Consider the following 21,525-nt stretch of genomic DNA (forward strand, 5'->3'; position numbering starts at 1 on the left):
TTGCCCCGCCTTTCGGTTTCGACCCTCAGGCGGGGTCTTTTCGTTTGAACCCGGAGGTGGCAGAAATCTGATATGACACATCCTTATGCCGATCTTCCGCCACAGGCCTTCTGGCGCAGCGGCGTGGCCGATGCCGACCCTGCGGCGCTGGACGGCATCTATCGGCCGGGTGTTGCGCTAGAGGCCGATGCCCGGATCGCCACGGCGGGCAGTTGCTTTGCCCAGCATATCAGCCGCGCCCTGCGCGCGGCGGGGGTGCAGGTTCTGGATGTCGAACCCGCCCCGAATGACGAAGCTCCGGATCTGGCGCACAGCTTCAACTACGGTGTCTATTCGGCCCGCTACGGCAATATCTACACCACACGGCAATTGCTGCAATTGCTGCGCGACAGTCAGTCTGGCCATATCGCCCCGGATGAGATCTGGCAGCGCGATGGCCGTTTCTTCGACGCGCAGCGCCCGGGGATCGAGCCTGTGGGCTTCATCTCGGATCACGAGGCGCGGCTGATGCGTCAACTGCATCTTGCGGCGGTGAAACGGCTTTTCGCCACGGCGACGCATCTGATCTTTACGCTTGGGCTGGTCGAATGCTGGTCGGATCTGCAGACGGGGCGGGTCTTTCCGATCGCTCCGGGGGTGATCGCGGGGCAGCATGATCCGGCGCGCTATCGGCTGCTGCGGCTTGGGTTCAGCGAGGTATTGCAGGATTTGCAGCAGATCCGGGACCATCTGCACCGCGATAACCCGTCGCTGCGCATGATCCTGACCGTATCGCCGGTGCCGTTGGTCGCGACGGCGACGGACCAGCATGTATTGCCCGCGACCAGCGGTGCAAAAGCGATCCTGCGCGCGGCTGCGGGCGAATTTGCGGATGGGCATCAGGATGTGGATTATTTCCCTGCCTATGAAATCATCACCAACCCCGCCGCGCGCGGCAGGTTTTACATGAAGAACTGCCGCGACGTGACCCCGCAGGGGGTGCAGGCGGTGACGGGCGTCTTTCTGCGCGCCCACGGCCTGACGCAGGTGACGGACGGGCAGGGCGATGCCCACGGCAGATCGGCCGAGGATCTGATCTGCGAGGAAATCATGCTTCAGGCGGATCGCCCATGACGCCCGGAAACGTGCTGATCATCGGCAATTCGCACACCGTCGCCCCGCGTGTTGCGCTGGAAGAGGATCCGGGCCGCTGGCCGGACGTGACCTTTGATGTCTTTGCGCTGCCGCCTGCCTCATTGGCGCGGCTGGCCATCGAGGATGAGGTGCTGGTCCCGACCTCGGCCCGCGCGCAAGAGCATATGTTGCGGCATAACCGCATCCCGGATCTGCCGCTTGGCGGATATGAGGCCTTTGTGGTGATGGGCGGGCTGGCCTTTTCATCCGTGGCGCAGTTGCAGGATCCCCTGCGCAGTTTCGACTTTCCTTCGGCGCAGGGCAGCACGCCCGATATGCTGGTCTCGACCGCCTATATGGATGCGATGGTCCGCCGCCGGATTGCCGGTTCGGCGGCGCTGAAACTGCTGCGGCTGCTGGCCGATCTGCAGCGCGGGCCGGTTCTGATGCTGGATGCGGTGATGCCATCGCTGGACTGCCGCGACGATCCCGAGGGCTTGCAGCATTATGTCGATATGGCCGCGCGGGGCGACGCGGCCAGCTTTCGCAAGCGTTATCTGCGCATTCTGACCGGGCAGGTGGCGAGATATGGTCAATTGCTGACACAGCCCGCCGATACGATTGTCGAGGATGCCTTTACCGCGCCCGAATGGATGCGCGGTTCCTTCATGCTGGGCGGGAAGCAGGGGCGCCAGCATGAGGCGCGCGAATATCGCCATGCCAATCCGGCCTATGGCGCGCGTCAGCTTGATGGGATCACCAAGGCTCTGGCGCGGCTATAGCGCATTGCGCGGCATCGGCGTGTCGCCACGGTTATAGGGCGCCCAATCCGTGATCTCGGGATAGAATTGCCGCCGCCATGCGCGCACGCGCGGGTTCATCCGCCTGCGCCACAGCGGCGGGATCATCGCGACAAAGGTCATCGCCGGATAGCCAAAGGGCAGTTGCGGCGCGTCGTCCCGGTCATAGGTCTGCAACAGCGGGAAACGGCGGTCGGGCTTGTAATGGTGATCGGAATGGCGCTGCAGGTTGATCAGCAGCCAGTTCGACGCCTTCTGGCTGGCATTCCAGCTGTGTCGGGGCTTGATATGCTCATAACGCCCCTCGCCCAGATATTTCCGCGTCAGCCCGTAATGTTCGACATAATTGGTCAGTTCCAGCTGCCAGACGGCGACGATGGCCTGAAACAGGAACAGGCCCAGCCCCAGCCAGCCGCCCAGAAGCAGCGCCAGCACCAGCGCCCCGATCTGCAGCGCGCCGTAAAGCCAGAACGGGTTGCGGGCGTCCCAGAACCTGCTCCCGCCCCGCGCCAGCCTGCCCTTTTCCGCCCGCCAGGCGCTGTGCGGCCCGTCCCGCAGCACGCGCCAGAAAAATCGGTGAAATCCCTCATTATAGCGGGCGGTCACCGCGTCGCGCGGCGTGCCGACCCAGGAATGATGGACCAGCAGATGTTCGGTCCGGAAATGCGAATAAAGCACGCTGGCCAGCAGCAGATCGCCCAGCAGCCTTTCATATCTGGTTTTCTGGTGCAGCAGCTCATGGGCATAGACAAGGCCGATGGTGCCCGACAGCACGCCGATGCCAAAGAACAGGCCCAGCTTGTTCCAGATCGTCATGTGATCGGATTGCGAGACATACCAGATCGACCCGAAGATCGCGATGAATTGCAGCGGGAACCAGATGATCGTGACGGCCCGGTGCCAGAACAGCTGATCGACCGGGGTTTGCGGATCGGGATTGGCCGCGCTTGTTCCCAAAGCGATGTCCAGAAAGGTGGTCAGATACCAGGCATAGGCCGGTATCAGCATCCACCACAGCCCGCCCCGCATGGCGGCCAGCGCGACCAACGGCAGCATCAGTACCGACATCCAGAACGGGGCAGCGGCGGGCAGGTTCGAATGCCGGGGAAGGGGGGAATCGCTCATGCGCGCAGGCTATGCCGAAATATCTGCGCGCGCCACATCCCAGACCTTTCGCATCAGTCCGGGCAGGGTATTTCGGTCAATCATGTGCAGACGAATAAGGCGGCCTCGATCCGGGGGATTTTCAAGAACACCGGACAGGACCTGCAACGAAAGGTTGAAATGAGTGAACACATGACGAACATTTCCGATCTCGGCCCATGTCGCGGGCCCCGGGGGCGGCATCTCGCGCCCATCCCAGCCGGATGAGGGGAAGGCCAGCGTTCCGCCCAGCAGCCCCTTGTCCGGGCGCTGCTCCAGCACCAGCGCATCGCCATGCCGGGCAATCCAGACGATGCCGCTGCGCTCTGGCTTGGCGGCCTTCGGTGCCTTGCGCGGAAGATTGGCGGCAATGCCTGCTGCGCGGGCGTCGCAATCATCGATCAGGGGGCAGATCCCGCAGGCCGGGCTGCGCGGCGTGCAGATCGTCGCGCCCAGATCCATCATCGCCTGCGCAAAATCGCCGGGCCGCATCTGCGGGGTCAGTGTTTCGGCCAGCGCGGTCAGATCCGGCTTGGCAACGGGCAAGGGCTTTTCCACGGCGAAAAGGCGTGAGACGACCCGTTCCACATTGCCATCCACCACGGTTTCCGGCTGGTCATAGGCAATCGCCGCAATCGCGGCCGAGGTATAGGGCCCGATCCCCGGCAGCGCGCGCAGCCCGTCGCGGGTTGTCGGAAACCCGCCCGCGCTGGCGACCTGACGCGCGCAGGCCAGCAGGTTGCGGGCGCGGGCGTAATAGCCAAGCCCCGCCCATTCGGCCATCACCTCGGCATCATCGGCGGCGGCAAGGTCCTGCACGCCGGGCCATCTGGCCGTGAATCGCAGAAAATAGTCGCGCACCGCAGCCACCGTGGTCTGCTGCAGCATCACCTCGGACAGCCAGACGCGATAGGGGTCGGCCCGCTGTCCACTGCCGGGCGGGATCCGCCATGGCAGGCTGCGGGCATGGCGATCGTACCAATCCAGCAATTTCGGCGCGATAACCTTGTTCTCACGCAATTATCAGGCTCCTTGATGTTGCCCGCGCTTTCATCTGCGCGGCTGGCTGATTAAGGATATGGGTGTGATAGCAAGGCAGGCAAAGATGGCACAGCCGCAAGACAGCACCAAAGCCCGGATCCGCCGCCGCAGGCGCGGATTTCAGGCGGCGTCGCTGCTGTTGGCGGATCGGGTGCAGAAGGCCGCCGAAGGACGCGGCTTTGCGGTGTCCCGCCTGCTGACACATTGGCCCGAAATCGCGGGCGAGGCGTTGGCCGGCACCACCCGGCCGGTCAAGGTCAGCCACGGTCGCGGCAGCTTTGGCGCCACGCTGACGCTGCTGACCACGGGGGCCACCGCGCCGATGGTCCAGATGCAGCTGCCCGCGCTGCGCGACAGGGTCAATGCCTGCTACGGCTATAACGCGATCCAGAAAATCGTGCTGACGCAGACGGCCGCCAGCGGCTTTGCCGAGGGGCAGGCGCAGTTCAGCCCGGCCCCGGCAAAGCCAGCCGCGCCCCCGCCAGAAGTGCAGGCCGAGGCCCGCCAGATCGCCGGTCAGTTCACCGATCCTACGTTGGCCGAGGCCATGGCCCGGCTGACGATGAATATCAAAACCCGTAACAGACGGACCAACCGAAAGGATTTTTCATGTTGATGCGTTCCGCAGTTGCCGCTTTGGCGCTTGCCTTCGCCATGCCCGCACTTGCCCAGGAAGCAGCCCCCGCCGAGGAGGCTCAGGTCGAAACCCTGGCCGACATCTCTCTGGGTGCCGAGGATGCGCCGCTGACGCTGGTGGAATATGCCAGCTTCACCTGCGGCCATTGCGCGAATTTCCATAATGACAACTGGGACAAGCTGAAAAGCGAATATGTCGATACCGGCAAGGTCAAGTTCATTCAGCGCGATGTCTATTTCGATCAACTGGGCCTGTGGGCCGGGATTCTGGCGCGTTGTGGGGGCGACGACAAATATTACGCCGTTTCGGGCCTTCTGTTCGAAGAGCAGCAGAAATGGCTGTCGGGCAGTTCGGGCGAAGAAGTCGCCGCGAATCTGCGCCGTATCGGTCTGAAAGCCGGCATGACCGAAGAGCAGATGACCGCATGCTGGGACGACAGCGCCAAGGCCGAACAGCTTGTCGCAACCTATCAGAAGAACGCCGGTGCCGATGGGATCGAGGCCACGCCGACCTTCATCATCGGTGGCGAAAAGGTCATGAACCAGCCTTGGGACGATCTGAAGAAGGTCATTGACGCCAAGCTGGCAGAAGCGACCGAATGACACCGCTGTCCGGGCTGAAAGTTGTTGAACTGGCCCGGATTCTGGCTGGCCCCTGGGCTGGCCAGATACTTGCCGATCTGGGGGCCGAGGTCATCAAGGTCGAGGCCCCCGAAGGCGACGATACCCGCCGTTGGGGGCCGCCCTTCATTGAGCGCGAGGGGGATACCAGCGCCGCCTATTTCCACGCGACCAATCGGGGCAAGCAATCCGTCACCGCCGATTTCCGTACGCCGGAAGGTCAGCAGAAGGTGCGCGATCTTGTGGCCGATGCGGATGTGGTGATCGAGAATTTCAAGGTCGGCGGGCTGGCGAAATACGGGCTGGACTATGACAGCCTGAAGGCGCTGAACCCGCGATTGATCTATTGCAGCGTGACGGGCTTTGGCCAGACCGGGCCCTATGCCCATCGCGCGGGCTATGACTATATCATTCAGGGCATGTCCGGGCTGATGAGCGTGACCGGCGATGCCGATGGTCAGCCGCAAAAGGTCGGGGTGGCGGTGACGGATATCTTCACCGGCGTCTATGCCGCGGTGGGCATCCTTGCCGCGCTGTATCAGCGGCAGGGCACCGGGCGCGGGCAGCAGGTCGATATGGCGCTGCTGGATGTCGCGACCTCGGTGATGGCCAATCAGGCGATGAACTATCTGGCGACGGGCAGCGCGCCAAGGCGGATGGGCAACGCCCATCCCAACCTTGTGCCCTATGCCGTTTTCGATTGCGCGGATGGCTGGCTGATCATCGCGGTGGGCAATGACGCGCAGTTCCGCAGGCTTTGCGCCTTGCTGGGCCTGCCCGCGCTGGGCACCGCGCCCGATTACGCCACCAATGCCGCCCGCGTCGCCAATCGCGACAGCCTGACCGCGCAGCTCTCGGTCGTCACCAAAAGCTGGGCGCGCGACGACCTTCTGGCCGCGCTGGAGGCCGAGGGCGTCCCCGCCGGGCCGATCAACGACATGAAGGATGTCTTCGCGGATCCGCAGATCATCGCACGCGGCATGCAGATAGACGCCGGGGGCATTCCCGGTGTCCGCCTGCCGATCCGCTTTTCCGATTCCGAGCTTTCATTGGCACGCTCATCACCGCGACTGGGGCAAGACGACTAGCGTTTACGCAGGGTAACCCGTTGCCACATTGTCGCAGGACGCGGCCATTGCCGGCTATTTTCCGCCAATTGCGGCCAGCGATTGCGCGATTGTTTGCGTTTTTTGCGAAAGCCCATATTGCTGCGCGCAGCTTGAAATCAGTAAAAGTAACATGGGACTCTTGACACATGATCAAGGAATTTCGCGAATTCATCGCCCGGGGCAATGTCATGGACATGGCCGTGGGTATCATCATCGGTGCAGCCTTCACGGCAATCGTCACCTCGCTGGTTGACGACCTGATCAACCCGATCATCGGTCTGATCACCGGCGGCATGGACTTCACCAACATGTATGTCGTGATGTCGGGCGACGTTCCGGCCGGTGCCAGCCTGCAGGCCGCCCGCGATTCCGGCGCGGCCGTCTTTGCCTATGGCTCGTTCCTGATGGCCGTGCTGAACTTCCTGATCGTGGCTTGGGTCGTGTTCCTGCTGGTCAAGGCGGTGAACCGCGCCAAGGAAGCCGCGATGGGCGCAGAAGAGAAGCCCGCCGAGGAACCCGCAGGCCCGACGCAGGAAGAACTGCTGGCGCAGATCCGCGATCTGCTGGCCGCCAAGGGCTGAGATCGGCCAACCCGATTGCAGAAAGGCGCGTCCCGCGGGGCGCGCCTTTTTCGTTGCGGTCGTCGCCGGATCAGCCTGCCAGAATATCCTCGGGCGTCACCGCCTCGATATTCAGCGCCTCGCCCACGGGCGGGCTGGTTAGCCGCCCCTGATGGGTCGAGAGCCCCGCCCGCAGATGCGCATCATCGGCAATGGCCTGCCGCCAGCCCTTGTTGGCCAGTGCCAGCACGAAAGGCAGGGTCGCATTCCCCAGGGCCTGCGTCGAGGTGCGTGCCACCGCGCCCGGCATATTCGCCACGCAGTAATGCACGATTCCGTCCACCTCATAGATCGGATCCTGATGCGTGGTCGCGCGCGACGTCTCGAAGCAGCCGCCCTGATCGATGGCCACATCCACCAGCACCGCGCCCGGCAGCATGGTCGATAGCTGCGCGCGCGTCACCAGCTTGGGCGCAGCCGCCCCGGGGATCAGCACCGCACCGATCACCATATCCGCCGTCAGCAGCAGCTCTGCCGTGGCCGCCGCGCTGGCATATTGCGTGGTTAGCCTGCCCATGAAGACATCATCCAGATAGGACAGTCGCGGGATCGAGCGATCCATCACCGTCACATTCGCGCCCATGCCAACCGCGACCCGCGCGGCGGCTGTGCCAACCACGCCGCCACCGATGACGATGACATTGGCAGGCCGCACCCCCGGCACACCCCCCATCAGCGTCCCGCGCCCGCCATTGGCCTTTTGCAGCGCCCATGACCCGACCTGCGGCGCAAGGCGGCCAGCGACCTCGGACATCGGGGCCAGCAGGGGTAAACCGCCACGGGCGTCGGTAACGGTTTCATAGGCGATGGCGGTCACGCCCGATTCCAGCAGGTCGCGGGTCTGATCCGGATCCGGCGCCAGATGCAGATAGGTGAACAGCAGCTGCCCTTCGTGCAGCATCTTGCGCTCGGCTGCCTGCGGCTCTTTCACCTTCACGATCATCTCTGCCGCGTCAAAGACCGCTTGCGCGTCGGGCGCGATCTCGGCCCCCGCTGCGGTGTAATCCTCATCGGTAAAACCGGCGCCCATGCCAGCATTGGTTTCGATCACCACCGAATGACCGTGGCGGATGATCTCTGTCACGGCGTCGGGGGTCAGACCGACGCGGAATTCCTGTGGTTTGACCTCTTTCGGGCAGCCAATGCGCATCGTTATCCTCCCATAGTCGCGACGCTTTTATGATTTCAGTGTCGCATTGCAGGGCTGCAATATCTTGCGAAGCTGGGTGCGGAATTTGCCTGTGCATCGAAGAAAGGGATGGAAATCGGAAATTTCATCGCAGAATATGCGCTTATGTCCGATCTTGACGCAATAGACCGCCGTATCCTTGCGCTTTTGCAAAAAGAGGGGCGAATCAGCAATGCCGAACTGGCCGACCGGGTGCATCTGTCACCCTCGGCCTGCCATCGCCGGGTGCAGCGGCTGGAGGATGCCGGGGTCATCACCGGCTATGTCGCGCTGCTGGACGCGCGCAAGCTGCATCGCCAAACCACCGTCTTTGTCGAGATCACGCTGTCCGGTCAGGCCGATGAGGTGCTGGACGCGTTCGAGCGCGGGGTCCGGGCCATTCCCGATGTGCTGGAATGTCACCTGATGGCGGGGACGGCGGATTACCTGCTGAAAATCGTCGTCGAGGATACGGATGATTTCGCCCGCATCCATCGCCAGCATCTGGCGCGGCTGCCCGGCGTGGCGCAGATGCATTCCTCCTTTGCCCTGCGCACGGTCCTGCGAACCACGGCCATCCCGGTCTGACGCATGTGCCGGGGAGGGCAAGGAAAAACGGCCCCCGCCAAAGGCAAGGGCCGTCTCAAAACTGCGTTTCGCGGCGTCGATCCGACGCGAGGTGCTTAAAGCGCGCCTTCGCGCTGTGCCTTTTTACGGGCCAGCTTGCGGGCACGACGGACGGCCTCTGCCTTTTCACGGGCTTTCTTGACCGACGGCTTCTCGAAATGCTGCCGAAGCTTCATCTCGCGGAAGACACCTTCGCGCTGAAGCTTTTTCTTCAGAGCACGAAGCGCCTGTTCGACGTTGTTATCGCGAACGTTGACCTGCATGTGGTTGTCACCACCTTCCTAAGTTAGAGTTGCAAAGATTGCAGGAAGCGCCCCAATAGCAAACGGGGGCGCGTTTGTCCAGATGAGGTCCGATATGACAGAAACCGAAAGAGACCGGCTGCTGGAAGCGGCGCTGATACATGTCCCCTTCGAGGGGATGAATGACGCCGCCCTGCGTGCAGGGGCGCAGGATATCGGTATGCCATCTGATCTGGTGCGGGTGCATTTCCCGCAGGGCGGTGCGTCGCTTGCCGCGGCCTATCACCGGCGCGCGGATCAGCAATTGCGGGCCAGCCTTGCCGAAAACCCGCCCGAGGGCCGGTTTCGTGATCGCGTGGCACAGGCCGTCTGGCGACGTCTGGAACTGGTCCAGCCCGATCTGGTGCGCGCGGGTGCGGCAACGCTGGCCCTTCCGCAAAACGCGGCGCTTGCGGGGCGTCTGGTCTGGGAAACGGCGGATGTGATCTGGAACGGGTTGGGCGACCGCTCGGATGACGTGAACTGGTATTCCAAGCGCGCGACGCTTTCGGCGGTGATCAGCGCGACGGTTCTGTTCTGGCTGGGCGACGACTCAGTGGATCGGCAGGATACGCGCGCCTTCATCGACCGCCGCATCGACGGCGTGATGCAATTCGAAAAGGTCAAGGCGCAGTTGCGAAAACTGCCCGGCGCGGAAACATTGACCGGGGCCGCCTTCGGCTGGATCCGCGCGCCGCGCGATCGCGGCCTGCCCGGCAAAAGCAGCAACTCTTAAGGAGCCATCATGATCCCCGATTCCATGAACGCCGTCGAAATTTCCGAGCCGGGCGATGCCGATGTCCTGAAACTGACCAGCCGCCCGGTGCCGGTGCCCAAGCATGACGAGATCCTGATCAAGGTCGCCTATGCCGGTGTGAACCGCCCTGATGTGCTGCAGAGGCTGGGCAGCTATGCCCCGCCGCCCGGCGCCTCTGACCTGCCGGGGCTGGAGGCCTCGGGTGAGATCGTCGGCATGGGCAAGGGCGTGACGCGCTGGAAAAAGGGCGAACAGGTCTGCGCCCTGTTGCCGGGCGGCGGCTATGCCGAATATGTCGTCTGCCATGCCGACCACGCGCTGCGCATCCCCTATGGCATGTCGCTGAAAGAGGCCGCCTGCCTGCCCGAGACGGCCTATACCGTCTGGTCGAACGTGATCAATCGCGGCAAGCTCAGCGGCGGACAGCGCTTCCTGGTGCATGGCGGCACCTCTGGCATCGGGATGATGGCGATCCAGCTTGCCAGGGCTTTCGGTGCAAGGGTCTTTGCCACCGCGGGCAGCGACGAAAAATGCGAGGCGATCCGCCAGCTTGGCGCCACTGCGATCAATTACAAGACCGAGGATTTCGTCAAGATCCTCGGCGCGGCGGGCGGTGCCGATCTGATTCTGGACATGGTCGGGGGAAGCTATATCCCGCGTAACATCAAGGCGCTGGATCTGGACGGTCGGCTGGTGATGATCGCCTTTCTTGAGGGGCCCAAGGTCGAGCTTAACTTTGCGCAAATCATGGTCAAGCGCCTGACCGTCACCGGATCCACCCTGCGTCCGCAATCCGACGCCGCCAAGGCCGAAATCGCCGAAGAATTGCGCAAGCAGATGTGGCCGATGCTGTCTTGCGGCACCATCAAAGTCACGCTCGACAGCGAATTCGATCTTAAGGGCGCTGCAGAAGCACATCGGCGTATGGAGAGCAGCACGCATATCGGAAAGATCGTGCTCAGAGTTGCCGACGATTAGGCATGCGGCGCGTTCAGGAGCCTCCGGCGGGGATATTTGGGCACAAAAGATGAATTGCACACATCTCTTCCGGCGCTCGTCCGGAAGAGATGTGGCATCTTCTGTGACGGTCAGCGGCGTCCCCGCCTGTACCGTGATTCCAATCTGCCGTGGAGAAGTTAAGAAAATGCAAAGGGTGGCATCTTTTGTGCCTAAATATCCTCTGGGGGTGCGGGGGGCGAAGCGCCCCCGCTTTATCGCACCTGCTCCATCAGCACGCGATCTCTGCTGCAATCGCGCCTAACATCTGGGGCGCAATCGCGCGGCTGCAGGTCGCGCGTCAGGCAGATACGGACCTCTTGCAGGGCGGTTCCCTGACAGGTCACGGTGATGCCGTCGCGGGTCAGATCTGGATTGGTCTCGATGAATGCGTCTTCAACGACCTTGGGGGGCAGGGTGATATCGCGATCCAGATCGTCGAAAGCCTCGGGGATCTCGACGATCTGCGCCGCCTCGCGCGTCAGTGAGTAGTAGCGCTGTGCCGATAGTCCCGTGCAGCGCCCGTGCTTTTTCCACTGATACCAAGCCAGTCCACCTGAGCCCATGATGTCCGCCATTGCCTGACTTTCCCGTCGCGAAGGGTCGCGTTCCACGGTGCGGCAATCCTGCGGCCAGCCGCGTTCGTATTGCGGCCACAGGCCATGCACGACGAAATCAATATCTCCTCCGCGCCGACATTGATCGGCATTTCGGTCATCCCCTGTTGCGCGGCACCAGCTTGGCGACCAGCTCAGCGAAAGGACGTAGTAATCGAACTCTCCGGCCCGGTCTTCGGCGGTCGACATGCCCGGCATCAGGGTCAGGATCAGGCTGATCAGCAGATATTTCATCGCGCCAGATTAGTCCGGGTGGGAATAACGTCCACCCCGAACTGCGCGAATCCTCTTTTCCCCGGGCGTGAATGGCGTTATATCAGCCCGGAATTCCCCCCGAAAACGTGGAATGGCAGCTGCCGAAAGCCGTTTTCCCCGGCCTGGCCAGACATGTTCAAGGCAGAGACGCGAAGGAGATTTAGATGAGCAAGCCGTTGATGGCCAAGGCCACCGCCGTCTGGCTGGTGGATAACACCACGCTCAGCTTCAAGCAGATCGGTGACTTTACCGGCATGCATGAGCTTGAGATCCAGGGTATTGCTGATGGTGATGTGGCCGTCGGCGTGAAGGGTTATGACCCGATTGCCTCGCATCAGCTTGATCCCGAAGAGATCAAGAAGGGCGAAGCCAGCCCGACCTATAAGCTGAAGCTGAAATACAACCCGGCTTCCGAAGGCGAGGAGAAGCGTCGCGGCCCGCGCTATACGCCCCTGTCCAAGCGGCAGGACCGGCCGGCGGCGATCCTGTGGCTGGTCAAGTTCCATCCCGAACTGGCCGATGCGCAGATTGCCAAGCTGGTCGGCACCACCAAGCCGACGATTCAGGCGATCCGCGAACGCACACACTGGAATATCCAGAACATCCAGCCCATCGATCCGGTGGCGCTTGGCCTGGCCAAGCAGACCGAACTGGATGCCGCCGTGCAGAAAGCCGCCAAGAAGCGCGGCGCGGATGGCGATGTGATGACCGATGATGAGCGTCGCAAACTGGTCAGCACCGAGACCTCGCTGTCGATGGGCGATGAGCCGCGTCTGCCCAGCTCGATCGCCGGGCTTGAGAATTTCAGCCTGTCCGACGATGACCAGTCCGAAGAGAAACGTCCCGAGCCCGATCTGGATGCTGACAGTTTCTTCAACCTGCCCGAATCCGATGACGATGATGAGGACGACGATAACCGCTGATGCGTGACCGGCCCGTAAAGGGTTCGCGTCGCGGGCCGGTCTGCATTGCGCATGTCTATCTGTGGCATGAGGCGCATTTGATGCTGAATGCGCTGCGTTCGGCGGGGCTTCCGGTCTGGCTTGAGGGCGCAGAGATTCACAGCATGCGACCCGCGGCGGGTCTTGCCCTGGGCGGGGTACGGCTGATGGTCGTGGCAGCGCGGGAAGAAGAGGCCCGCGCCTGTCTGGCCGATCTGCCGCTGCCGGTCATGACGGCATTGCCAAGACCTGCAACGATCATGTTTGCCGCCTTGATGATGCTTGTTCTGATGGGCGTTCTGTCGGCTGTGGCGGTGGCTCCGGCAATGAACGGTTTCTATCCGACGCGGCCATCGCGCGAAGCGCGTATATAAAAACACCCGCCATGCTGTTCGCGTGGCGGGTGTTTCTTCAGTGATCGTCTGTCAGCTTTTGCTGCGGATCAGGCGGCCCAGCCAGATCAGGATACAGGCGCCAATCACGGCGATAATGACCTGTCCGATGGCCCCGCCCATGGTCGTGCCGAAGATGGCCGATGCAAGCCAGTTACCGACCAAAGCGCCGATGATACCCAGAATGATATTCATCAGCAGGCCATGATCGCTTTTCATGATCTTTTCCGCGATCCAGCCGGCGATACCGCCCAGAATGATCGAAAGAATCCAGCCAAAACCTTCCATGTAAATCCCCTCTTTGAAACCCTTCACGGTTTCGTGGTTGTGTTGCCTTGGGGGATAAATGCGCAGCGCGGAGAATATGTTCCCGCACCGCGCGATTTTTTGGCCTGATAAAGATCAGATCGATAGGCAGATATATTTCATTTCCAGAAAGTCATCCATGCCGTGATGGCTGCCTTCGCGGCCCAGACCCGATTGCTTGATGCCGCCAAAGGGCGCCACCTCGGTCGAGATGATGCCGGTATTCACGCCGACGATGCCATATTCCAGCGCCTCCTGAACCCGGGTGATGCGGCCGATGTCGCGGGCGTAGAAATAGGATGCCAGTCCGAAAATCGTGTCATTCGCCTTGGCGATGACCTCTTCCTCGGTGTCAAAGCGGAACAGCGGGGCCAGCGGGCCGAAGGTTTCCTCGGTCGAGACCTTCATCTCGTCGGTCACGCCGGTCACGACGGTGGGTTCAAAGAACAGGCCGTCCTTGCGCTTGCCGCCGGTGACGACCGCGCCGCCGCCATCCAGCACATCCTTGATATGCTCTTCGACCTTCTCGACCGCGCTTTCATTGATCAGCGGGCCGGTGGTCACGCCCTCTTCCAGCCCGTCGCCGACGGTCAGCTTGTCCACAGCCTGACCCAGCTTGCGGGCAAATTCGTCATAGACGCCGGATTGCACATAAATCCGGTTCGCGCAGACGCAGGTCTGGCCGTTATTGCGGAATTTCGAGGCCATGGCCCCTTCCACCGCCGCATCCAGATCGGCATCGTCGAAAACGATGAAGGGCGCGTTGCCGCCCAGCTCCATCGAGCATTTCAGCACCTGATCGGCCGCCTGACGCAGCAGGATGCGGCCAACCTCGGTGCTGCCGGTAAAGGTCAGCTTGCGGACCAGCGGGTTTTCGCAGAATTCCTTGCCGACCTCGCTGCTGCGGGACGAGGTGACGACCGACAGGATCCCCTTGGGCAGGCCCGCGCGTTCGCCCAGAACCGCCATGGCCAGCGCGGAAAGCGGGGTTTCGGCGGCCGGACGGGCGACGAAGCCGCAGCCCACAGCCAATGCGGGCGCGGCCTTGCGGGCGATCATCGCGTTCGGGAAATTCCACGGCGTGATGCTGCCCACCACGCCGATGGGCTGGCGGATCACGCTCAGACGCTTGTCGGTCATGTGGGCGGGGATGGTTTCGCCATAGACGCGCTTCGCCTCTTCTCCGAACCACTCGATGAAGCTGGCGCCATAGGCGATCTCGCCCTTCGCCTCGGCAAAGGGTTTGCCCATTTCAGCGGTCAGGATGCGCGCCAGATCGTCCTGATTTTCCATCATCAGATCGAACCATTTGCGCATCACCTGCGCGCGTTCCTTGGCCGTGCGCGCGGCCCAGCCCTTCATCGCCTCGGCGGCGGCCTCGATAGCGGTCGCCACTTCGGCGCGGCTGAGATCGGCGACCTTGGCGATCACATCGCCGCGGGCCGGGTTGATGACGTCAAAGGTCGCGCCATCCTTGGCATCGGCCCATTCCCCCGCCAGAAAGGCGCGGGTCTCCAGCAGCGAGGGGTCGCGCAGAAGGGTTTTCAGATCGGTGGAATGCTTGGTCATATCTGCCTCTCGGATGCGTTTGAGCGAGAGATGAACACGCCGCAGGGTGCTTGTCAAAGCCCCGCCAATGCCGATCCGCGCCGTTTGTGCACTCTTTAATGAACCTTCCGGGGCGCAGAGTCGTTATCCCCTATCGCTAAGCTTTTCCCTCTTGGCGATTTCTCTGTGGGCGGTGCGTTTTCGTGCCGCCCTTTTTTTACGTCGTCAGATCCCGCCAGCAGGGTTGGAGATCGCCCGGATGCGGTGTCGCGGCATGGACCGCGCGGGCAACAGCGCGGGCCAGCGTGCAGGCGGCGGCATGGCCAAGGGCGAAGTTATCGGCCAGCGGATCGGCCAGCGCGCGCGCCCCGGAAGCGGCGGCAAAGACCAGATCGCCATCCAGCAGGGTGTGGCTTGGCACCAGCGACCGGGCCAGGCCGTCATGGGCGACGGTGGCCAGCCGCTGCAACGCCGCCTTGTCCAGGGCGGCATCCGTGGCGACGATCGCGATGGTCGTCGCCTCGCCCTGACGCTTGGTCGGCGGGGGTTCCTGCGCGGCGGGAAAACTTTCGGGCAGGCCGAGGCCGCCGAACTCACCCCCAAGCTCCCACGGCGCCGCCCAGAAATGGCGGCTGTCGCCGACCGTCGGGCTGCCAAGCGCATTCACCACGACCAGCGCGCCAACGGTGATCCCGCTTTCCAGTACCGCCGAGGCCGAGCCGAGCCCCCCTTTCAGCCAGCCGGTCATCGCGCCGAAGCCCGCGCCCGCGCTGCCGATGGCGAAATCTGCCGAGGCCGCGTGATAGGCGGCGCGGCCAAGGGCGGGATAGGGGTTTGCGGCCCAGTCTTTGCGTCCGCCGTTCAGCAGATCGAACACGATCGCGCCGGGCACCACAGGCACGCGGGCCTCACCGATGGCAAAACCACGGCCATCGGCCAGAAGCCCGGCCATCACCCCGTCGCAGGCCGCCAGACCAAAGGCGGACCCACCCGAAAGGCAAAGCGCGTTCACCTGCGCCACCAGCTTGTCCGGCGCCAGCAGGTCGGTTTCGCGCGTGCCGGGTGCGCCGCCCATCACGTGAACGGCGGCGGCAAAGGGCTGATCCGCGGTCAGCACGGTGACGCCAGATCGCAGGTCCGGGTCATGCGCATTGCCGACCTGAAAGCCGGTGACATCAGTGATCAGGTTGCGGGGTCCGGGTCTCATGGGCTTATCCGTTGCATTGCCAGCGGGGCGGAAACCACGCTAGCCTGCGGCCCATGCGCATTGCGATCAACCCCGTTTCTTTGGCCCAGGACGCCCGATGACCGCCATTCTTGTCGTCTGCATGGGCAATATCTGCCGCTCTCCGCTGGCCGAGGCTGCGCTGCGTGCAGAGGCATCGGCCCGCGGGCTGGATGTCACCATCGACTCGGCCGGGACCGGCGCTTGGCATATCGGGGATCCGCCCGACAGCCGCGCGCAGGCCGAGCCGTTGCGGCACGGCGTCGATATCTCGGACCAGCGCGCACGGCAGGTCAGTCCGGCGGATTTTGACCGTTTCGACCTGATCCTTGCTGCGGATCGGGACAATCTGGCGCATCTGCGGCGGATGCAGCCGAAAGACGGGCGGGCCCGGCTGTCCTTGCTTCTGGATCATGTGCCGGGGCGCGAAGGGCAGGGCATTCCCGATCCCTATTATGGCGGCCCCGACGGCTTTGCACGTGCCTGGCAGGATGCCCGGCAAGCGGCCAGCGCGGTGCTGGACCATCTGCCGCCGGGCTGACGCGGGCGTCAGTCGTCCTCTGCCTCCATATGCTCCAGTTGCTTGACGCGGATATAGCGCAGCGCCTCGACCATGAAGGCGGTCATCAGGCCGATATTCAGCATGCCATTCGCGGCCATCATGCCACCCAGAATGCGCCATTCCCGCGCCAGCAGCACGTCGCCATAGCCCAGCGTGGTATAGCTGACCAAGGCGAAATAGACCGATTCTTCCAGCGTCGTCAGCGCGCCAAGATAGCGCAGCATCAACGCCCAGACCCAGACATCGACCGTCGTGACCGCCAGCGCCCACAGGCTGACCGCGACGATGATCAGGATCAGCTTGGGCCGATGCGGCGGTCTGACCAGCCAGTCCGAGAGCCGGGCAAAGACGGCCGCGAAGCTCAGAACCGCAAGGCCTGACAGGAATACGGTAATCAGCATCATCACGCTGCCAAGGGCGATCTGAAACAGCATCGGGTTGCGCCTTTCCATTTTGCGGCAGGTTAGCGGGGTGCAGGCCGTGGATATAGGGGGCCTTGCCGCCGCCGCCCGCTTTACTTTGCGGATGTGCCACCCTATCTGATCCTGCATGGCAAAGGCTGATGAAAACAAGAATTACAAGGTAATCGCCGAAAACCGGCGGGCGCGTTTCGATTATTTCATCGAAAGCGATCTTGAGGTCGGCATCGTGCTGACCGGGTCCGAGGTGAAATCGCTTCGCACCGGACAGTCGAATATTGCCGAAAGCTATGCCTCGGTCGAGGACGGAGAGCTGTGGCTGGTCAACGGTCATATCGCCGCGCTGACCAATGCCGGGGTCTTCGGCCATGAGGAACGCCGCAAGCGCAAGCTGCTGGTCAGCAAGCGAGAGCTGTCGCGCCTGTGGCAGGCCATCGGGCGCGAAGGAATGACGCTGGTTCCGCTGGTGATGTATTTCAACCATCGCGGGCTGGTGAAGCTGAAGATCGGCGTCGCCAAGGGCAAGAAGGTGGCCGACAAGCGCGAAACCAGCGCCAAGCGCGACTGGAACCGGCAAAAACAGCGGCTTTTGAAGCAGGGATAGGCATGGCGGCGCGGCTTCAGGCGCGCCAAGATGCCTAAAATCCACGGAAAGACAGGCTTCTGCGCAAGGCGCCATTGCAGCGCGGCCAAGGCCCGGTTAAATCCTCTGCAAGCAAATCGCGGTGTTAACAGAGGGGATTCCCATGCAGGACGATCCGAAAACGCTGGTCTCGACCGACTGGCTTGCCGCGCATCTGAACGATCCTGACCTGCGGATTGTGGACGCAAGCTGGCATATGCCTGCCTCGGGGCGGGATGCGCGGGCCGAATACGAGGCCGCGCATGTCCCCAATGCCCGCTTCTTTGATGTCGAGGCGATTTCGGACAAGCGCAGCGCCCTGCCGCATATGGCCCCCCCGGTCGAGCTGTTCATCAGCCGCATGCGGGCCATGGGGATCGGCGATGGCCATCAGATCGTCATCTATGACAATTCCGACGTGCGCAGCGCGGCCCGCGTCTGGTGGACCTTTCGCCTGATGGGCAAGAAGGACGTGGCCGTTCTGGATGGCGGTTTCGCCAAATGGCAGGCCGAAGGGCGCCCGGTCGAGGATCTGCCCCCCGTCATGCGCGACCGCCATATCACCGTGCAGCGTCAGGCCGGGCTGGTCCGCGACGTGACGCAGGTGGCGGCGGCGTCGAAACTGGGCGATTACAGCATCATCGACGCCCGCGCGCCCGAGCGTTTTCGCGGCGAGGTCGATGAGCCGCGTCCGGGCCTGCGCGCCGGTCACATTCCGGGCGCGCAGAACCTGCCCTTTGGCCGCCTGTATAATGGCGATGGCACGATGAAGGATCCCGATGCCATCCGCGCCGAATTCGAAGCCGCAGGCATCGACCTGTCCCGGCCCGCCATCACCACCTGCGGCAGCGGCGTGACCGCCGCGATCCTGTCGCTGGCGCTTGAGCGGATCGGCCATCAAGACCATTCCCTGTATGACGGAAGCTGGACCGAATGGGGCAGCTTTTCCGATCTGCCAATCGCAACCGGAGACGCCTGAAACATGCTGTCCAATCTGAAGCCGCAAGCCCCCGACAAGATCCTGATGCTGATCGAGGAATTCAAGGGCGATACCCGTCAGGGAAAGATCGACCTGGGGGTCGGGGTCTACAAGGATCCGAATGGCGTGACGCCGGTCATGCGCGCGGTGAAAGAGGCCGAAAAGCGGATCTGGGAAAGCCAGACCAGTAAGGCCTATACGGTTCTGGCCGGCGAGGCGGATTACCGCAACGCGCTGGCGGCGATGGTTCTGGGCGATGTGCCCGCCGACCGGACAGCCTCGGTCGCGACGGTCGGTGGCACGGGCGCGATCCGTCAGGCGCTGGAACTGGCGCGCATGGCGAACCCGGATGTGACGGTCTATGTCTCGGACCCGACCTGGCCGAACCACCTGTCGATCATGAAATTCATGGGTCTGCCCTTTGTCGAATACCGCTATTTCGACAATGAGACGCGGGGCGTGGATTTCGAGGCGATGAAGGCCGATATCGCCAAGGCGGGCAAGGGCGACGTCGTTCTGTTGCATGGCTGCTGTCACAACCCGACCGGCGCCAACCTGACGCTGGACCAGTGGCAAGAGGTGGTCGCGATCCTTGAAAAATCCGGGGCCATCCCGCTGATCGACCTGGCCTATCAGGGCTTTGGCGACGGTCTGGACGCGGATGCGCAAGGAACCCGGCTGGTCGCCTCGCGCCTGCCAGAGGTTTTGATCGCCGCCTCTTGCAGCAAGAATTTCGGGATCTATCGCGAACGCACCGGCCTGCTGATCGCCCTGACCGAAAATGCCGAGGCGCGCGATCTGACGCAGGGGGCGATGGCCTTTCTGAACCGGCAGAATTTCTCATTCCCGCCCGATCACGGCGCACGGGTCGTCAGCACGATCCTGACCGATGACGGTCTGCGCGGCGATTGGATGGCCGAGCTTGAAGAGATCCGCAACACCCTGCTGGGATTGCGCGATCAGCTTGCATCCGAACTGCGCAGCCTGTCGGACAGCGACCGGTTCGATTTCATCGCCCGCCATCGCGGCATGTTCTCGCGTCTGGGCGCCACGCCCGAACAGGTGCAGACCCTGAAACAAGAGAGCGGGATCTATATGGTCGGCGACTCACGCCTGAACATTGCCGGTCTGAACCGGGATACGGTGCCGGTTCTGGCCCGTGCGATCGTCGAAGCGGGCATCTGATCCAAAAAAGATACCGACAATCGGGGCGGTGCCGAAGGGCACCGCCCTTTTTCATGCGTGGGCAACAGGGCGTGGCTTCGACCAATGAAAACAAACTGTTTTGTATGTTTACTTGATCCCCTTATGGCTGCCTTCAGGTCAAACCTGCCGCCGGACATGCCCCGGAGGCGCGCGACAGGACGTCACGCAAACCCATTATCGGGTTGTTTTGATGCAGATTGCTCGTAAAAAGTGTATCACATTCATATGATCACTTTACTTCATCGTGATCGACATTTGGGAGAAATGGCATGAGAAAATGGCGCTTCCTCATGTGCCTCTTGCCCGCGATCGGGCTTGCAGGAACATCAGTCGCTCAGGACCAGTCCGAGCAGACCAGCACCACCGACAGGCCGAATATCCTTGTCATCTGGGGTGATGACATTGGCTGGCAGAACGTTTCGGCCTACGGAATGGGAACCATGGGCTATACCACGCCCAATATCGACCGGATCGCGGAAGAAGGGATCCGCTTTACCGACCATTATGCGCAGCCCAGCTGCACGGCGGGTCGCGCGGCCTTTATCACCGGCCAGTATCCGATCCGTTCGGGCATGACGACGGTCGGCTAGCCGGGCTCGCCCCTTGGCCTGCAGGCCGGATCGCCGTCGCTGGCGGAAGAGCTGAAAGAGGTCGGTTATCGCACCGGGCATTTCGGCAAGAACCACCTTGGCGACCGCAACGAGCATTTGCCAACGGTCCACGGGTTCGACGAATTCTTCGGCAACCTCTATCACCTCAATACGCAGGAAGAGGCCGAACAGCGCGACTATCAGCGCTTCGGCGAAAAATTCTCGGGCTCGCTTGAGGAATATGAGGCACAGTTCGGTACGCGCGGGGTGATCCACTCCTTCGCGTCCGAGACCGACGACGAGACCGAGCAGCCGCGCTTTGGCCGCGTGGGCAAGCAGACGATCGAGGATACCGGCCCGCTGACGCAAGAGCGGATGAAGAATTTCGACGAAGGTGAGGTCATTCCGCTGGCCAAGGAATTCATGGCCGCAGCGCAGGATGCCGGAGAGCCTTTCTTTGTCTGGCTCAACACCAGCCGGATGCATCTTTACACGCGGCTGAACGACGAATGGCGCTATGCCGCCGAGGAATATACCTCAGAGGCCGATTATCACGGCTCGGGGATGTTGCAGCATGACCACGATATCGGGCTGGTGCTGGACTGGCTGGACGAACGCGGCCTCTCTGACAATACCATCGTCTGGTATTCCACCGATAACGGCCCCGAGCATACGTCATGGCCGCATGGTGCCACCACGCCGTTCCGCGGCGAGAAGATGACCACCTATGAGGGCGGCGTCCGCGTGATCTCGATGCTGCGCTGGCCGGGGGTGATCGAAGAGGGCAGGGTGCTGAACGGCATTCAGGGCCATCAGGACATGTTCACCTCATTGGCGGCTGCGGCGGGGATCGACGATATCAGCGCCGAAGTCATGGAAGAGAAAAAGCAATATATCGACGGCGTGAACAACCTGCCCTACTGGAAGGGTGAGCAGGACGGTTCGAACCGC

General features: G+C 62.7%; 24 protein-coding genes and 1 pseudogene. 16 read left to right on the forward strand and 9 right to left on the reverse strand.

The genetic code is table 11. From position 1 onward, the window contains the following. Positions 1–72 precede the first annotated feature (72 nt). Both JHX87_RS13375 and JHX87_RS13380 read left to right on the forward strand, forming a co-directional pair. Positions 73–1,113, forward strand: coding sequence for a GSCFA domain-containing protein (locus JHX87_RS13375; protein WP_271884216.1), 1,041 nt, complete (start codon positions 73–75; stop codon positions 1,111–1,113). After that, positions 1,110–1,895 (forward strand): hypothetical protein, encoded by a 786-nt coding sequence (locus JHX87_RS13380; protein ID WP_271884217.1) that lies wholly within the window; start codon positions 1,110–1,112, stop codon positions 1,893–1,895. Before JHX87_RS13375 ends, JHX87_RS13380 begins: the two co-directional genes overlap by 4 nt. Here JHX87_RS13380 and JHX87_RS13385 read toward each other — a convergent pair. Beyond that, positions 1,890–3,038: an alkane 1-monooxygenase gene (locus tag JHX87_RS13385; protein ID WP_271884218.1), complete on the reverse strand. Its 1,149-nt coding sequence runs from the start codon at positions 3,036–3,038 to the stop codon at positions 1,890–1,892. The genes JHX87_RS13380 and JHX87_RS13385 overlap by 6 nt on opposite strands. Before the next feature lie 9 nt (positions 3,039–3,047). Next, positions 3,048–4,076, reverse strand: coding sequence for an A/G-specific adenine glycosylase (gene mutY / locus JHX87_RS13390; protein ID WP_271884219.1), 1,029 nt, complete (start codon positions 4,074–4,076; stop codon positions 3,048–3,050). An 85-nt stretch (positions 4,077–4,161) separates the two neighbouring features. Between mutY and JHX87_RS13395 the strand changes: the two genes are divergently transcribed. The 4 genes from JHX87_RS13395 (at position 4,162) to mscL (ending at position 7,044) form a co-directional block, all read left to right on the forward strand. Then, the gene (locus tag JHX87_RS13395) at positions 4,162–4,713 is read left to right on the forward strand and encodes a DUF721 domain-containing protein (RefSeq protein WP_271884220.1); all 552 of its coding nucleotides are present in this window, start codon (positions 4,162–4,164) and stop codon (positions 4,711–4,713) included. Next, on the forward strand, positions 4,707–5,336 hold the full coding sequence (locus JHX87_RS13400; protein WP_271884221.1) for a DsbA family protein: 630 nt from the start codon (positions 4,707–4,709) through the stop codon (positions 5,334–5,336). The genes JHX87_RS13395 and JHX87_RS13400 overlap by 7 nt, the downstream gene beginning before the upstream one ends. Beyond that, the gene (locus JHX87_RS13405; protein ID WP_271884222.1) at positions 5,333–6,442 is read left to right on the forward strand and encodes a CaiB/BaiF CoA transferase family protein; all 1,110 of its coding nucleotides are present in this window, start codon (positions 5,333–5,335) and stop codon (positions 6,440–6,442) included. Before JHX87_RS13400 ends, JHX87_RS13405 begins: the two co-directional genes overlap by 4 nt. A 167-nt stretch (positions 6,443–6,609) precedes the next feature. After that, a complete protein-coding gene (gene mscL, locus JHX87_RS13410) occupies positions 6,610–7,044 on the forward strand; it encodes a large conductance mechanosensitive channel protein MscL (protein ID WP_271884223.1) in 435 nt (144 codons plus the stop codon). Positions 7,045–7,114: 70 nt separating this feature from the next. Here mscL and ald read toward each other — a convergent pair whose 3' ends face one another. Beyond that, positions 7,115–8,233, reverse strand: coding sequence for an alanine dehydrogenase (ald, locus tag JHX87_RS13415; RefSeq protein WP_271884224.1), 1,119 nt, complete (start codon positions 8,231–8,233; stop codon positions 7,115–7,117). A 144-nt stretch (positions 8,234–8,377) separates the two neighbouring features. Here ald and JHX87_RS13420 point away from each other — a divergent pair, with 144 nt between their 5' ends. Continuing rightward, the gene (locus JHX87_RS13420) at positions 8,378–8,839 is read left to right on the forward strand and encodes an Lrp/AsnC family transcriptional regulator (protein ID WP_271884225.1); all 462 of its coding nucleotides are present in this window, start codon (positions 8,378–8,380) and stop codon (positions 8,837–8,839) included. A 95-nt stretch (positions 8,840–8,934) separates the two neighbouring features. Here the strand turns inward: JHX87_RS13420 and rpsU are convergent, their stop codons facing one another. Next, positions 8,935–9,141: a 30S ribosomal protein S21 gene (rpsU, locus tag JHX87_RS13425; protein ID WP_022705914.1), complete on the reverse strand. Its 207-nt coding sequence runs from the start codon at positions 9,139–9,141 to the stop codon at positions 8,935–8,937. A gap of 94 nt (positions 9,142–9,235) precedes the next feature. Here rpsU and JHX87_RS13430 point away from each other — a divergent pair, with 94 nt between their 5' ends. Then, the gene (locus tag JHX87_RS13430; RefSeq protein WP_271884226.1) at positions 9,236–9,895 is read left to right on the forward strand and encodes a COQ9 family protein; all 660 of its coding nucleotides are present in this window, start codon (positions 9,236–9,238) and stop codon (positions 9,893–9,895) included. Positions 9,896–9,904: 9 nt separating this feature from the next. Then, the gene (locus JHX87_RS13435) at positions 9,905–10,894 is read left to right on the forward strand and encodes an NAD(P)H-quinone oxidoreductase (protein ID WP_271884227.1); all 990 of its coding nucleotides are present in this window, start codon (positions 9,905–9,907) and stop codon (positions 10,892–10,894) included. Between the two features lie 233 nt (positions 10,895–11,127). Here the strand turns inward: JHX87_RS13435 and JHX87_RS13440 are convergent, their stop codons facing one another. Further along, positions 11,128–11,763, reverse strand: coding sequence for a ribonuclease T2 family protein (locus JHX87_RS13440; RefSeq protein WP_271884228.1), 636 nt, complete (start codon positions 11,761–11,763; stop codon positions 11,128–11,130). Between the two features lie 185 nt (positions 11,764–11,948). Here JHX87_RS13440 and JHX87_RS13445 point away from each other — a divergent pair, with 185 nt between their 5' ends. Together JHX87_RS13445 and JHX87_RS13450 are read left to right on the forward strand one after the other, a co-directional pair. Next, positions 11,949–12,707, forward strand: a complete 759-nt coding sequence (locus tag JHX87_RS13445) for a DUF1013 domain-containing protein (RefSeq protein WP_271884229.1) — start codon at positions 11,949–11,951, stop codon at positions 12,705–12,707. Continuing rightward, positions 12,707–13,099: a hypothetical protein gene (locus JHX87_RS13450; RefSeq protein WP_271884230.1), complete on the forward strand. Its 393-nt coding sequence runs from the start codon at positions 12,707–12,709 to the stop codon at positions 13,097–13,099. Before JHX87_RS13445 ends, JHX87_RS13450 begins: the two co-directional genes overlap by 1 nt. A 51-nt stretch (positions 13,100–13,150) precedes the next feature. Here the strand turns inward: JHX87_RS13450 and JHX87_RS13455 are convergent, their stop codons facing one another. The 3 genes from JHX87_RS13455 to JHX87_RS13465 form a co-directional block, all read right to left on the reverse strand. Then, on the reverse strand, positions 13,151–13,405 hold the full coding sequence (locus tag JHX87_RS13455) for a GlsB/YeaQ/YmgE family stress response membrane protein (protein ID WP_271884231.1): 255 nt from the start codon (positions 13,403–13,405) through the stop codon (positions 13,151–13,153). A 114-nt stretch (positions 13,406–13,519) separates the two neighbouring features. After that, on the reverse strand, positions 13,520–14,992 hold the full coding sequence (locus tag JHX87_RS13460; RefSeq protein WP_271884232.1) for an NAD-dependent succinate-semialdehyde dehydrogenase: 1,473 nt from the start codon (positions 14,990–14,992) through the stop codon (positions 13,520–13,522). A gap of 196 nt (positions 14,993–15,188) precedes the next feature. After that, positions 15,189–16,178 (reverse strand): P1 family peptidase, encoded by a 990-nt coding sequence (locus JHX87_RS13465; protein WP_271884233.1) that lies wholly within the window; start codon positions 16,176–16,178, stop codon positions 15,189–15,191. 97 nt (positions 16,179–16,275) lie between these two features. Here JHX87_RS13465 and JHX87_RS13470 point away from each other — a divergent pair, with 97 nt between their 5' ends. Further along, positions 16,276–16,737, forward strand: coding sequence for a low molecular weight protein-tyrosine-phosphatase (locus JHX87_RS13470; protein ID WP_271884234.1), 462 nt, complete (start codon positions 16,276–16,278; stop codon positions 16,735–16,737). An 8-nt stretch (positions 16,738–16,745) separates the two neighbouring features. Here JHX87_RS13470 and JHX87_RS13475 read toward each other — a convergent pair whose 3' ends face one another. Then, positions 16,746–17,192, reverse strand: coding sequence for an ion channel (locus tag JHX87_RS13475; protein WP_271884235.1), 447 nt, complete (start codon positions 17,190–17,192; stop codon positions 16,746–16,748). A 115-nt stretch (positions 17,193–17,307) separates the two neighbouring features. On the opposite strand from JHX87_RS13475, the gene smpB reads away from it, so the two are divergent. The 4 genes and pseudogenes from smpB to JHX87_RS13495 form a co-directional block, all read left to right on the forward strand. Then, on the forward strand, positions 17,308–17,781 hold the full coding sequence (gene smpB, locus JHX87_RS13480) for an SsrA-binding protein SmpB (RefSeq protein ID WP_271884236.1): 474 nt from the start codon (positions 17,308–17,310) through the stop codon (positions 17,779–17,781). 142 nt (positions 17,782–17,923) lie between these two features. Next, a complete protein-coding gene (sseA, locus tag JHX87_RS13485) occupies positions 17,924–18,778 on the forward strand; it encodes a 3-mercaptopyruvate sulfurtransferase (protein ID WP_271884237.1) in 855 nt (284 codons plus the stop codon). A 3-nt stretch (positions 18,779–18,781) separates the two neighbouring features. After that, positions 18,782–19,963, forward strand: a complete 1,182-nt coding sequence (locus JHX87_RS13490) for an amino acid aminotransferase (protein WP_271884238.1) — start codon at positions 18,782–18,784, stop codon at positions 19,961–19,963. A 452-nt stretch (positions 19,964–20,415) separates the two neighbouring features. Continuing rightward, positions 20,416–21,366, forward strand: a pseudogene (locus JHX87_RS13495) (sulfatase-like hydrolase/transferase); the annotation flags it as partial. Positions 21,367–21,525: the final 159 nt, after the last annotated feature.

It is taken from the genome of Paracoccus fistulariae, from assembly GCF_028553785.1.
Taxonomy (GTDB): domain Bacteria; phylum Pseudomonadota; class Alphaproteobacteria; order Rhodobacterales; family Rhodobacteraceae; genus Paracoccus; species Paracoccus fistulariae.